The sequence below is a fragment of the Microvirga mediterraneensis genome (assembly GCF_013520865.1).
Classification (GTDB): Bacteria; Pseudomonadota; Alphaproteobacteria; order Rhizobiales; family Beijerinckiaceae; genus Microvirga; species Microvirga mediterraneensis.
The window spans coordinates 2,837,929-2,850,915 of the sequence record NZ_JACDXJ010000001.1 but is presented as its reverse complement, the minus strand read 5'-3'; the positions used below and the strand labels follow the sequence as shown (position 1 = coordinate 2,850,915).

The 12,987-nt window shown below is 63.4% G+C and carries 11 protein-coding genes and 3 tRNA genes; 6 read left to right on the top strand and 8 right to left on the bottom strand.

Going from position 1 to position 12,987, the window contains the following annotated elements:
* Positions 1-35 precede the first annotated feature (35 nt).
* The 5 genes from H0S73_RS13470 to H0S73_RS13450 all read left to right on the top strand — a co-directional run bounded on the left by H0S73_RS13470 (position 36) and on the right by H0S73_RS13450 (position 2,802).
* Entirely contained in the window at positions 36-692 is a 657-nt protein-coding gene (locus H0S73_RS13470; protein WP_181052641.1) for a LysE family translocator, read from the top strand.
* A 116-nt stretch (positions 693-808) separates the two neighbouring features.
* The gene (locus H0S73_RS13465) at positions 809-1,162 is read left to right on the top strand and encodes a lysozyme inhibitor LprI family protein (RefSeq protein ID WP_181052640.1); all 354 of its coding nucleotides are present in this window, start codon (positions 809-811) and stop codon (positions 1,160-1,162) included.
* Positions 1,163-1,457: 295 nt separating this feature from the next.
* Entirely contained in the window at positions 1,458-1,673 is a 216-nt protein-coding gene (locus tag H0S73_RS13460; RefSeq protein ID WP_181052639.1) for a hypothetical protein, read from the top strand.
* 141 nt (positions 1,674-1,814) lie between these two features.
* Positions 1,815-1,892: transfer RNA gene (locus H0S73_RS13455), tRNA-Pro, on the top strand.
* A 370-nt stretch (positions 1,893-2,262) separates the two neighbouring features.
* Entirely contained in the window at positions 2,263-2,802 is a 540-nt protein-coding gene (locus H0S73_RS13450) for a DUF1003 domain-containing protein (protein WP_343058360.1), read from the top strand.
* A 35-nt stretch (positions 2,803-2,837) separates the two neighbouring features.
* Here H0S73_RS13450 and H0S73_RS13445 read toward each other — a convergent pair.
* The 7 genes from H0S73_RS13445 to H0S73_RS13415 all read right to left on the bottom strand — a co-directional run bounded on the left by H0S73_RS13445 (position 2,838) and on the right by H0S73_RS13415 (position 9,890).
* Positions 2,838-2,913, bottom strand: a tRNA-Val gene (locus H0S73_RS13445).
* 83 nt (positions 2,914-2,996) lie between these two features.
* Positions 2,997-3,275 (bottom strand): HU family DNA-binding protein, encoded by a 279-nt coding sequence (locus tag H0S73_RS13440; RefSeq protein WP_009490969.1) that lies wholly within the window; start codon positions 3,273-3,275, stop codon positions 2,997-2,999.
* 196 nt (positions 3,276-3,471) lie between these two features.
* Positions 3,472-5,898, bottom strand: coding sequence for an endopeptidase La (gene lon / locus H0S73_RS13435; protein ID WP_181052638.1), 2,427 nt, complete (start codon positions 5,896-5,898; stop codon positions 3,472-3,474).
* Positions 5,899-6,127: 229 nt separating this feature from the next.
* Positions 6,128-7,396 (bottom strand): ATP-dependent Clp protease ATP-binding subunit ClpX, encoded by a 1,269-nt coding sequence (clpX, locus tag H0S73_RS13430; protein WP_181052637.1) that lies wholly within the window; start codon positions 7,394-7,396, stop codon positions 6,128-6,130.
* A 221-nt stretch (positions 7,397-7,617) separates the two neighbouring features.
* A complete protein-coding gene (locus tag H0S73_RS13425; RefSeq protein WP_181052636.1) occupies positions 7,618-8,250 on the bottom strand; it encodes an ATP-dependent Clp protease proteolytic subunit in 633 nt (210 codons plus the stop codon).
* A 76-nt stretch (positions 8,251-8,326) separates the two neighbouring features.
* Positions 8,327-9,694 carry a trigger factor gene (gene tig / locus H0S73_RS13420; RefSeq protein ID WP_181054334.1) on the bottom strand — a complete coding sequence of 456 codons (1,368 nt, stop codon included), beginning with the start codon at positions 9,692-9,694 and terminating at the stop codon, positions 8,327-8,329.
* A gap of 111 nt (positions 9,695-9,805) precedes the next feature.
* Positions 9,806-9,890, bottom strand: a tRNA-Leu gene (locus H0S73_RS13415).
* Positions 9,891-10,063: 173 nt separating this feature from the next.
* On the opposite strand from H0S73_RS13415, the gene H0S73_RS13410 reads away from it, so the two are divergent.
* Positions 10,064-11,404 (top strand): multicopper oxidase family protein, encoded by a 1,341-nt coding sequence (locus tag H0S73_RS13410; RefSeq protein ID WP_181052635.1) that lies wholly within the window; start codon positions 10,064-10,066, stop codon positions 11,402-11,404.
* On the opposite strand, the gene H0S73_RS13405 is transcribed toward H0S73_RS13410, so the two are convergent.
* On the bottom strand, positions 11,397-12,884 hold the full coding sequence (locus H0S73_RS13405) for an NAD(P)H-hydrate dehydratase (protein ID WP_181052634.1): 1,488 nt from the start codon (positions 12,882-12,884) through the stop codon (positions 11,397-11,399). The two genes, H0S73_RS13410 and H0S73_RS13405, sit on opposite strands and share 8 nt — an antisense overlap.
* Positions 12,885-12,987 lie beyond the last annotated feature (103 nt).

Sequence of the window (12,987 nt, the reverse complement as noted above, 5' to 3'; positions counted from 1 at the left end):
CGTAGCAGGCACGGGACCTGCCCAAAGGCCAAGGCATGCCGGATCTTTCGACTTTTCTCACCTTCTATGCCGCCGTCCTGGCCCTGCAGCTCGCCCCTGGGCCCGATATGGTTCTCCTGCTCAGCCGCGGTGTCGGGCAGGGGCGCCGAACGGCTGTCCTAACGGCCATCGGCATGACCCTGCTGGCCGGCCTCATCCAGCTGCCTCTCCTGGCTCTGGGCGTCACCTCGCTGATCAAGGCCTCGCCCCTGGCCTTCGAGATGCTTCGCTGGGCGGGCGCCGGCTATCTGGTGTGGCTCGGCGCCAAGCTGCTGATCGGTTCGTTCGGACCCCATAGCCTCGTCCGCAAGGCTCCGCAGCCCGTATCGGACCTCGCAGCCCTGCGGCAGGGCATGATCAACAACCTGACCAACCCGAAGGCCATGGTGTTCATGCTCGCCTTCCTTCCGCAATTCGTCGACCCCGGCAACGGTTGGCCCGTGACGGCCCAGTTGCTGTTCCTGGGCGGTGTCCAGAAGCTTTCGGGCTTCTTCATTCTCGGCGCCGTCGCGGTCGGCACCGGGACGATCGGCGAATGGCTTGCCCGGCGCCCGGGCCTGATCGCCTGGCAGGAAAGATGCGCCGGTCTCATCATGGTGGGGCTTGGCCTTCGCCTTGCGCTATCCGGCGATGCTTCCGCGCTGCGCCGTTGAGCGGCCCTCGCCTTACTTTTCATTAAGGCTGTCTCGAAAGCGTCCCGTCCTTCATGGAGCCTCCAGGGATGGGAGCCGTTCTCTCACCAGCGTGAGTTCTTTCGAGGATAGTCGTCATGAAGCGAAATTCGTTCTGTCTCGCCGTCCTGGCACTCCTGCTGTTCGCCGGACGGCAGCCCGCCGAGGCCGCGAGCTTCGATTGCGCCAAGGCTGAAACGCTCGATGAGAAAGCCGTCTGCGCGGATCCGGCGCTGAACGACCAGGATGTCGAGATGTCCGTGCTCTACACGCAACTCAAGCCGCTTCTGGGCATGGGAGCCCGCGGCGATATGGAAGACGCGCAGGTCGCATGGCTCAAGCAGCGAGAGACCTGTGGCGGCGACCGGGCGTGCCTGGGAAAAGCCTATGACGAACGCGTGCTGCAGCTGAGAAGCGGGTTCGACGCCCTCGCGAAGCGCGGCCCCTTCTGACAGCACCAACAAAAAGCCCCGCACGGAGGCGGGGTCTTGCGCAACAACGCAGGAGTAAAGCAAGCGCAATAAGCGGTTGCCGAGAGCGCCGTGGCACTGGGGGCGCCGTGGGACGCTCTCAGGGAGATTCATATCCCTTCCTGGCGTTATAACCTACACTTCTTCGTTGGAATGGTTAAGCTTCCGTCTCACTCATTGGAGGGATCCGCGATGGCGTGACGTGGCGCACACCTCCCCTGCCGTGAAAATGCCACCTTGGCCGCACTTCCTTAACGTCAACCAAACAGGACGAAACATGCGCGCTATTCTCGCACTGCTTTGCCTCTTCTCGGGGCTGCCGGACGATACGCCGGCGGAAGGCTTCGACGCGACCCAGGAGAAGACCGAGAAGTATCGGGCATTCCTGTCGGAACTTGCGTCCGCAGGGACGCCGCCCGGCATCGGAACGGCGACTGACCTCCCCGAAGGACTGAAACAGGCGATCGACGCCTGGACGGGCTCACGGCCATAATTGTCCCCCTGATCGATTTCTCGTCGAGGATGCGGGAACTTGCCCTCCGCGGTCGCCAACAGCGACTTTCCACGCCGCACGCGATTTCAGGGGTTGCGCGAGCGCCCGTTAAAAGTTAGAGGAACCAAGCCTTTCGGCAGTCGGAGCGTAGCGCAGCCCGGTTAGCGCACTAGTCTGGGGGACTAGGGGTCGGAGGTTCAAATCCTCTCGCTCCGACCATTAATTTCTTGAAGTTCGAAGCTCGCACGAGCCGGCCGCAAGGCCGGCTTTTTGCTTTCTGGCTCCCCACTCGGACCAGCGTAGCACACATGCGCGAAAACCCGTCCAGAGAAGCTGGAGCGGGTGAGTCTCAGGAGCAATCCTTGGAGGGCAATCCTTGGAGGAATTGTCCCAAACTCGATCCGGACCTGAATACTTCATCGGTCAAGGTGCGACGTTCCAGCCCACCCGGCGTGTCGTGTGAGATTCGGCTGTCCGGGAGGCTGAACTTGTTCGACGCAACGGCCGTTCATATCCAGCCGATAAGGCGGGAGCGAAGGACCTTGCCGTGAAGGAAACTCAGTCCGTGTACAGAGTGGAGGAACAGAGCGTGAGCCCGAGCACTCCTCCCATAGAGCCCAATGTCCTGGCATCGGTCCTCGAGCGCAATATCGATGCCCTGCACCACAAGCGACGGGAGGATGAGCGGAAGGCGAGCCTGCAGGACCGGATCGCGGAATTCATCACCCGTTTCTCCGGCAGCATGGCCTTCGTCTATGTTCATCTGGTGCTGGTGGCGAGCTGGATCGCGATCAATCTCGGGCTCGTGCCCGGCATTCCGGTCTTCGATCCGACTTTCGTTATCCTCGCGACCTTTGCCTCCGTCGAGGCGATCTTCCTCTCGACTTTTGTGCTGATCAGCCAAAATCGCGCAGCTGCGGAGGCCGACAGGCGCGCGGAACTCGACCTGCAGACCAATTTGCTGTCCGAGCATGAGATCACGCGCCTGCTGACCCTGACCCGCGCCATTGCCGCGCATCTCGGCATCAGGGAAGCGAACGATCCGGAACTGGAGGAGTTGGAGCGCCACGTCGCGCCTGAGAAAGTTCTCGACCGGCTGACCGAGAGCGAGAGAGGCCGCTCACCGTGAGAGAACACCCGCTGAAGGCTCGGAACTTTAGGAAATGGTGGGCGGTGAGGGACTCGAACCCCCGACCTGCGGTGTGTAAAACCGAAGCTCTACCAACTGAGCTAACCGCCCGATGGACCTGACATAAAAAGAGAAGGCCAACAACGCAAGCGTCGTCGGCCCTCTTTCGCAGGCGAAGATCGCGGGAAAAGCGATTACTTTGCGTTGACGGCGTCCTTCAGGCCCGCGCCGGCGCGGAACTTCGGGGTCTTGGAAGCGGGAACCTTGACCTTCTCGCCGGTGCGCGGATTGCGCGCCTCGCCGGCAGCGCGGTTGGTCACAACGAACGTGCCGAAACCGACGATCTTGACTTCGTCGCCCTTCTTCAGAGCGCCGGTGATCGCCTCGATGGCGGCGTCGATCGCGTCACCAGCCTGGCCACGCGAAAGGCCCACCTTGTCGGCGACGGCCGCAACGAGCTCGCCTTTATTCATAATCGTATCCTCCAGTGATCACGGCAGTCGCAAAGGAAATGGTCCACCGTTTCAGGGACAACCCGTTTGGCGCAAAGCTTGTCCATACGCAAGTCCCGAAGTCGCTGAAATCAGCCGTTTTTTAGGAGTTTTCATCAAAAAAGAAGCCCCTGAACCGGGGTCCAGGGGCTTCTTTCGTTACGTAAGGAACAGGGTTTTAGTGAGCAATCACCCCGGCCGAATCGTCTTCGACGCTCGGCTTGTGACCCTTGAGCTCCGCGGCCTCGTCCCACTCGATCCGCTCCGGCATGCGCACGAGAGCGTGCTGGAGGACCTGATCCATCATGGCGACCGGCACGATTTCGAGGCCGTTCTTCACGCTGGCCGGGATATCCGCCAGATCCTTGGCATTCTCCTCGGGGATCAGCACCTTCTTGATGCCGCCGCGCAGAGCCGCCAGGAGCTTCTCCTTGAGGCCGCCGATGGGCAGCACCCTGCCCCGCAGCGTCACTTCGCCCGTCATGGCGATATCGCGGCGAACCGGGATACCCGTGATGACGGAGACGATGGCGGTCGCCATGGCGATGCCGGCCGAAGGACCGTCCTTGGGTGTCGCGCCTTCCGGCACGTGCACGTGGATGTCCCGACGGTCGAACAGGGGCGGCTCGACGCCGAAATCGAGAGCACGGGAGCGGACATAGGACGCCGCAGCCGAGATCGATTCCTTCATGACGTCACGCAGGTTGCCCGTGACGGTCATCTTTCCCTTGCCCGGCATCATGATGCCTTCGATGGTCAACAGCTCGCCGCCGACCTCGGTCCAGGCCAGGCCCGTGACGGCCCCGACCATGTCCTCCGTCTCGGCTTCGCCGTAGCGGTAGCGCGGCGGTCCGAGAAACTCGGGCAGGTTGTCCGTCGTGACCTCGACCGCCTTGACCTTGGAGATCAGGATCTCCTTCACGGCCTTGCGGACGAGATTGGCGATCTCGCGCTCCAGATTACGCACGCCCGCCTCGCGGGTGTAGCGGCGGATCAGCATGAGGAGGGCCTCATCGCCGATCTTCCACTCCTTCTCCGCCAGACCGTGCTTCTGCATGGCCGAGGGGATCAGATGGGTGCGGGCGATCTCGGCCTTTTCCTCTTCCGTGTAACCCGCGATGCGGATCACTTCCATACGGTCGAGGAGCGGAGCCGGGATGTTGAGCGTGTTGGCCGTCGTCACGAACATCACGTTGGAGAGGTCGTAATCGACTTCCAGGTAATGGTCGTTGAAGGTCGAGTTCTGCTCAGGGTCGAGAACCTCGAGCAGGGCCGCCGACGGGTCGCCGCGGAAGTCCATGCCCATCTTGTCGATCTCGTCGAGCAGGATGAGCGGGTTGGACGTCTTGGCCTTCCGCATCGACTGGATGATCTTGCCGGGCATCGAGCCGATATAGGTCCGGCGGTGACCGCGGATCTCGGACTCGTCACGGACGCCGCCGAGCGACATGCGCACGAACTCGCGGCCCGTGGCCTTGGCGATCGACTTGCCGAGCGAGGTCTTACCCACGCCGGGAGGACCGACGAGGCAGAGGATCGGGCCCGTGAGCTTGTTGGCGCGCTGCTGCACGGCCAGGTACTCGACGATGCGCTCCTTGACCTTGTCGAGGCCGTAGTGATCAGCGTCGAGCAGATCCTGGGCGGCCTTGAGGTCCTTCTTCATCTTCGAGCGGCGGTTCCACGGGATCCCGAGCAGCCAGTCGAGATAGTTGCGCACGACGGTCGCCTCCGCCGACATGGGCGACATCTGGCGGAGCTTCTTCAGCTCGCCCAGCGCCTTCTCGCGGGCTTCCTTCGTGAACTTGGTCTTCTCGATCTTCTCCTCGAGCTCGGCCAGCTCGTCGCGACCTTCGTCGTCGCCGAGCTCCTTCTGGATCGCCTTCATCTGCTCGTTGAGATAGTACTCGCGCTGCGTCTTCTCCATCTGACGCTTCACGCGGGTACGGATCCGCTTCTCGACCTGGAGGACGGAGATCTCGCTCTCCATCATGCCGAGCACCTTCTCCAGGCGCTGAGCGACGGTCGGCGTCTCCAGGATGGCCTGCTTGTCGGCGATCTTGATGGCCAGATGCGAAGCGATGGTGTCGGCGAGCTTCGCGGGCTCGTCGATCTGGGTCACGGCGGTCACGACCTCCGGCGACACCTTCTTGTTGAGCTTCACATAATTCTCGAACTCGGACACGACGGAGCGGGCGAGAGCCTCGGCCTCCACCTGATCGCCGAGGGAATCCGGAAGCGCCTCCGCCTCGGCCTCGTAATATTCATCCGTGCGGGTATAGGCCTTCACCTGGGCCCGGCTCGCGCCTTCGACCAGCACCTTCACGGTACCGTCGGGCAGCTTCAGCAGTTGCAGGACGTTGGCCAGGGTCCCGACCTTGTAGATCGCATCCGTGGACGGATCGTCGTCCGTCGCATCGATCTGGGTGGCCAGAAGAATGTGACGGTCCCCCTTGACCACTTCCTCAAGCGCCCGGATCGACTTCTCACGGCCGACGAAGAGCGGCACGATCATGTGTGGGAAGACAACAATGTCGCGCAGAGGCAGAACCGCATAGGTTCCGGTCGAGCCTGGAACGACAGGCTGACGTGGCTTCGATTGTGTCATGAGACGGTATCCTTTTGACTGCGTCCGACGGTCCCCTCGGATGAGCTGGAAGTCAGACGGATAACCGGAATGCTCAGGCTTTTGTTATGGGCTGCATCCGGTACGCCGGGCTCTCCCTCGAACGATGAGCGGACAGCACCGGCGCAAGAGACAATGTGGCGTTGCGGGCCTTGGGTTTCAAGGAGATTGCCCGCAACGCTTCTGTTCATGGGAAGTCCCCCGGCGGCCCTTACGCGCTCGCGCTTGCGGCCTGTTCGTTGCGCTCGCCGTGGATGAAGAGCGGCTTGGCCTTGCCCTCCACGACCTCGGGCCCGATCACCACCTGTTCGACGGAATCCAGCCCCGGCAGGTCGTACATGGTCTCCAGGAGGATGCCCTCCATGATGGAGCGCAGACCGCGAGCGCCGGTCTTTCGCTCGATCGCCTTCTTGGCAATGAGTGTCAGCGCTTCGTCTTGGAACGTCAGCTGCACGTTCTCCATCTCGAAGAGGCGCTGGTACTGCTTGACGAGGGCGTTCTTCGGCTCCTGCAGAATGGTCTTCAGAGCGTCGATATCGAGATCCTCGAGGGTCGCCAGAACCGGCAGACGGCCGACGAACTCGGGGATGAGGCCGAATTTCAGCAGGTCCTCGGGTTCGACGGACCGGAAGATCTCGCCCGTGCGGCGATCATCTGGGGAGCTGACCGAAGCGCCGAAGCCGATCGACGTTCCCTTGCCGCGGCCGGAGATGATCCGCTCCAGGCCGGCGAAGGCGCCGCCGCAGATGAACAGGATGTTCGTGGTGTCGACCTGCAGGAACTCCTGCTGCGGATGCTTGCGGCCGCCCTGGGGAGGCACGGAGGCGACGGTGCCTTCCATGATCTTCAGAAGAGCCTGCTGCACGCCCTCGCCCGACACGTCGCGGGTGATCGACGGGTTGTCGGACTTGCGGGAGATCTTGTCGATTTCGTCGATATAGACGATGCCGCGCTGGGCCCGCTCGACATTGTAGTCGGAGGCCTGGAGCAGCTTGAGGATGATGTTCTCCACGTCCTCGCCGACATAGCCCGCCTCGGTCAGGGTCGTCGCGTCCGCCATGGTGAACGGCACGTCCAGGATCCGGGCCAGGGTCTGCGCGAGCAGGGTCTTGCCCGAGCCGGTGGGCCCGATCAGCAGGATATTGGACTTGGCGAGTTCGACGTCGTTGTGCTTCGTCGCGTGGGCCAGGCGCTTGTAATGGTTGTGGACCGCCACGGAGAGCACCTTCTTGGCGTGCTCCTGGCCGATCACGTAGTCATCCAGAACGCGGCTGATTTCCTTGGGGGTCGGCACCCCGTCACGGGACTTCACGAGGGACGATTTCGACTCCTCGCGGATGATGTCCATGCACAGCTCGACGCATTCATCGCAGATGAAAACCGTCGGGCCAGCGATCAGCTTGCGAACCTCATGCTGGCTCTTGCCGCAGAAGGAGCAGTACAGCGTACTCTTGGAGTCGTTGCCGCCAGCCTTGGTCATTATCACATCTCCAATCCGTGCCGGGACAGCCCCTGCCGACCCAACACACCTAAGTTATAGGCGACGAAACTAACAAAATGTTCCGCCGCTAAGAATTGAACGCCCAAATCGCCATGCTCCCGAATCCATATGCAATCATGCGGAGGCCGCCTGATCAATAGAAACGAGGTTACTCGGCAAAAAGACGCACCTGGGGGAATTTTGTCCCCAGGTTTTAAGGGTTAAGCCGGGGTGGCGACCGGCTCGGGGCGCTTCTCGATCACCTGGTCGATCAGGCCGAACTCCTGTGCCGCCTGAGCGGTCATGAAGTTGTCGCGCTCGAGGGCCCGCTCGATCTCTTCGTAATTCCGGCCGGTATGGCCGACATAGATCTCGTTCAGGCGGCGCTTGAGGGCCTCGCTCTCGCGGGCGTGGATCATGATGTCCGTGACCTGGCCCTGGTAGCCGCCGGAGGGCTGGTGGACCATGATGCGGGCATTCGGGAGGGCAAAGCGCATGCCCTTCTCGCCGGCGGTCAGCAGGAGGGAGCCCATGGAGGCTGCCTGGCCGACGCAGAGGGTCGAGACGGGGCAGCGGATGAACTGCATCGTGTCGTAGATCGACAGGCCCGAGGTCACGACGCCGCCGGGGGAGTTGATGTAGAAGGAGATTTCCTTCTTGGGGTTCTCGGCCTCGAGGAACAGCAGCTGTGCCACGATCAGCGAGGCCGAGTAATCTTCAACCGGACCCGTGAGGAAGATAATCCGTTCGCGCAGGAGGCGCGAATAGATGTCGAACGCGCGCTCGCCGCGGTTCGACTGCTCAACCACCATCGGGACGAGCGTATTGTTAAAGAGCGCTACCGGATCTCTCATTGTCTCACTGCTCCAATTCGGCCGCGCGGATGCGCGGCCGTGCATTTCAGCAAGCAGCGAGACGCTTAAAGGAGCGTTACTCGCCCTTGCCGGCTTTCTCTCCGCCCTCGTCCTCGTCGCTGAAGAGGACGTCCTTGGAGACGGTCTCCTCATCGACCTTCACCTGCGAGAGGATCTGATCGACGACCTTCTCCTCGAACAGAGGAGCCCGGATTTCAGCGAGGGCCTGCGGGTTCTTCTGGTAGAACTCCCAAACCTGCCGCTCCTGGCCGGGATACTGGCGGACCCGCTCGATGAGGGCCTGAGTCACCTCGTCGTCGGAAATCTTGATATCGGACTTCTCTCCGATCTGCGCAAGGACCAAGCCGAGGCGAACACGACGCTCGGCGATCTTGCGGTACTCGGCCTTGGCCTCGTCTTCCGTGGTGCTCTCGTCCTCGAAGGTGCGGTTGTTCGACTTCATGTCGCCGACGACCTGCGCCCACACGGCCGAGAACTCCTGCTCAACCAGGGTCGGCGGCAGCTCGAAGCTGTACTTGGCATCGAGGGAATCGAGGAGGCCCTTCTTGACCTTCCGACGGGACTGGGCGTCGAAGTCGCGCTTGATGGCGTCGCGGATCGCGTCCTTGAGCTTGTCCAGGGATTCCATGCCGAAGCCCTTGGCCATCTCGTCGTCGATCTTCAGCTCGCCGGGAGCCTCGACCTCTTTCACGGTCACGTCGAACTCGGCATCCTTGCCGGCCAGATGGGCCGCCATGTAGTTCACCGGGAAGGTGACCTTCACGAGCTTGGTGTCCCCGGCCTTCAGACCGAGGAGCTGGTCCTCGAAACCGGGGATGAAGGTGTTCGAGCCAAGCTCGACCCGGATGTCCTCACCCTTGCCGCCCTCGAACTCCGTGCCGTCAATGCGGCCCACGAAGTCCACGACCACCCGGTCGCCCTCGGCGGCGGCACCTTCCTTCGTGTCGAAGGAGCGGTTCTGCTTGGCCATGCGCTCAAGCGATTCGTTGATCTCGGCATCGGTGACCTCGGCGACCGGCTTCTTGACCGACACGTCGGAGAGGTCGGCCAGTTCGAAGACCGGCAGGACTTCGAGGGCAACGGTGAAGGCCAGGTCGCCCTTGGCTTCCATGGCCTTCTCGACTTCTTCCTGGCTCTCAGGGAACTGGATCTGCGGCTCGTTGGCGAGCTTCAGGTCGTTGTCCTCGACGATCTTGCGGTTGGCCTCGTTGACGGCGTTCTGCAGGACGTCGGCCATGACGGAACGGCCATAGACCCGACGCAGATGTCCCACCGGCACCTTACCGGGACGGAAGCCCTTGATCTGCACGCGATCCTTGAGGGTCGTCAATTCGCTGTTCAGGCGCTCTTCCAACTCGGTGGCCGGGAGCACGACCTTGAACTCTCGCTTCAAGCCTTGGGACAGTGTTTCCGTCACCTGCATGGTTCTGTTCGCCTTCATTCACTCGAAAATTTCTGTCAGGCTCCGGCCGATGCGGCGTTAAGCCGTCAACCAGGCCACTCGGAGCCTCCGGATTACCAACCCTGACGGGATTGGTGCGGGCGGAGGGACTCGAACCCCCACAACTTTCGTCGCTGGAACCTAAATCCAGTGCGTCTACCAATTCCGCCACGCCCGCGCGGGAGCGGCGCGCGAGCGCACCCCTCTTCCGGGACGCGGCTCTATAGCACGGTTAAAAGACAGTGCATCAAAAAAGTTCGTGTGCGGCTGGCTGGCAACCAAACTTGGCCGTTCACGTTCAAGCCTGTACCGCTGTTTCCCATCCGCACGTCCTGAGACGAGACTGTTCCCATGATTACCCGCCGCGCCGTCACCGCCGGTCTCGCCACGATCCTATTCGCCGCCTCCCGGCAGGCCCGGGCTCAGAGCGCGGATCACTCCGAACAGGTCCTCGCGGCGAAGCCGACCCCTATGAAACTTCGCCCCGATGCCGTAGGCGAAGCCGAAACCTGGACTTTCAACGGGAGCCTGACCCCTGCTTTTCGCGTCAAGCAGGACGTGGAGCTGAAGCTCAGGCTCGAGAACGAGACCGCCCTTCCCCTGTCGCTGCACTTCCACGGAGTTCGGGGCGTGAACGCCATGGACGGTGTCGGCGGACTGACCCAGGACCCGGTGGCCACCGGAAAAAGCCATGAATACCGCTTCACTCCCCCCGATCCCGGCACCTTCCTGATCCGCCCCTGCATCCTCGGCGGCAGCGCCGAACCGCTGGAGCGTGGCCTGTCGGGGCTTCTTATCGTCGAGGAACCCACGCCCCCTCGGGTCGATCAGGACCTCGCCCTCCTTGTCGACGACTGGCGCCTGAACGATGACGGGTCCCTTGCCCCCTTCGAGAAGCCGTCCGAGATCGCCCCTGCCGGACGGCTCGGAAGCTGGCTCAGCGTCAACGGCAAGGCGACGCCGCAACGGATTGAAGCCCCTCCCGGCGGGCGCCTTCGCCTGCGGCTCGCCAATGCCTGCAACGCCCGGACCATGCGCCTGCGCTTCGACGGCATGAAGGCCTATGTGATCGCCATTGACGGACAGCCGACAAGCACCTTCGAGCCTCTGAAGGCCTCCCTGCCCTTCGCGCCCGGCACCCGCTATGACCTTCTGGTCGATCTGGCCCAGGAACCGGGAGCCCCCGGCGCCGTGATGGCCCTGATCGGAGACGGTATGCCCCTCGTCGAGATCGTGACCGCTGGAGAGAAGCGGCCGGAACTCCCCACCGTCGCGCCCCTGCCGCCAAACCCAAAGCTCCCGGAGGCCATCAAGCTCCAGAACGCCAGCCGTAAGGACGTGGTGATCAAGGGCGATCCGAAGGCTCCCGACATTCCCTGGACCGTCAACGGGGCGGCCGGAAATCCATCGGGCTCCCCCCTGGTCAAGGTCAAGCGTGGTACGCCCGTGGTCCTCGCTCTCAAGAACGAGACCGCCTTCGTCCAGCCCATGCACCTGCACGGTCACTCCTTCCGGCTGCTGCACCCGCTCGACGATGGATGGGAACCCTATTGGCTCGACACGGTTCAGGTGCCGGAGAACAAGACGATCCGGATCGCTTTCGTGGCCGACAATCCGGGCAAGTGGCTCCTGGCCTCGACCGTGATGGAACGGTTCGACGCGGGGCTCTGGACCTGGATCGAGGTTACCTGAGCAGGTTCCGCAGCACGCTGGGAACCAGATCCGCCAGGTCCTCTGAGATCAGTCCCGGTCCGAAGCTCGCGCCGGCCTCGCCGTGGATCCAGGCTCCGGCGCAGGAGGCCTCGAAGGCGGGGACGTGCTGCGCCATCAGGCCGGCGATGAGGCCGCAGAGCGTATCGCCCGAACCGGCAGTCGCCAGGTAGGGCGTACCGTTTGCGTTGATGGCCGCCCTGCCATCCGGCGCGGCGACGACCGTATCGGGTCCCTTCAGCAAGACCACGGCTCCCGAATAGACGGCTGCGCGGCGGGCGCGTTCGATTTTCGATTCCGGATCGAGAATGTCCGGATGCCCCTTGAACAGGCGACCGAACTCGCCGTCATGGGGCGTCAGCACCGTCGGGGCGTGGCGGAATGCCCCGTGAAGCTCCGAGGCCAACCCCTCGAAGGAGGTCAGGGCGTCCGCGTCCAGGACGAGGCTCCGCCGCGCCTGGACGGCAACGGCCACCATGGCGCGGGTGCCGGCATGGACCCCGAGCGCCGGTCCCAGGACGATGGCGTTGAAGCGGGCATCCTGCAGGATCGTGTGCAGACCTTCCGGACCATCGCAGCCCTTGAGCATGATCGCGGTCAGGTGGGCGGCATTGACCCCGAGGGCTTCCGGCGGGGACGCCACGGTGACGAGTCCCGAGCCCATTCTGAGCGCCGCCCGGGCCGCGAGCCTGGCCGCGCCCGTCCGGGTCGCGCCCCCGGAGGCCACGAGGGTATGGCCGCGCTCGTATTTGTGGGAGGCGAGGCCGGGTCTCGGTAGGGAGGTCAGCCATAGGGCCGGGCCGTTGGCGAACAGGCTCCCGCCCTTGGCCGCGAGGATATCCCGTCCGATCCCGATATCCGCCACCTCGACGGGCCCGCCATGGGCGCGGCCCGGCATCAGGAGATGACAGGGCTTGCGTGCCGCGAAGGTCACGGTGCGAACAGCCTTGACCGCGATGCCCCGCACAGCCCCGGTCCCGCCGTCGATCCCGGAGGGCAGGTCCACGGCCAGGATCGGCCTGCCCGAGCCGTTCATGCGATCGACCGCATGACGGGCGGCACCGTCGAGATCGCGGGACAGGCCGGTACCGAAGAGGGCATCGATAATCAGGTCCGCCTCATGAAGAGCCATTTCCTCGACCGGCAAGACCGCTCCCGCCCAGCCCCGCGCAGCTTCCGCCGCATCGCCCGTCAGGCGCTCCAGGGAACCTAGGAGGCCGAGGCTCACCCGGTAGCCCCGCCCGGCCAGGATCGTCGCCGCCACGAAGCCGTCGCCGCCGTTCTGACCGGGCCCGCAGACGACAGCGATCCTGTCGCCCGGAGAGGCTAATTTTTCGGCAGAATCGGCCACCGCGCGCCCTGCCCGTCTCATGAGATCGATGCCCGGAACGCCCCGGGCCATCGCCTCCAGGTCGGCGTGCTTCATCTCGGAGGGGTTCAGAACGAGTTCAGGGGCTGTCATGGGAGCAAAATGGACCGGTTTTGTTGGATTTGGCGAGCTTTTCCGCAACTGCACAAACTTTGATCATAATATGCCCATCAACTCGGCAGATTGGCCCACTTTG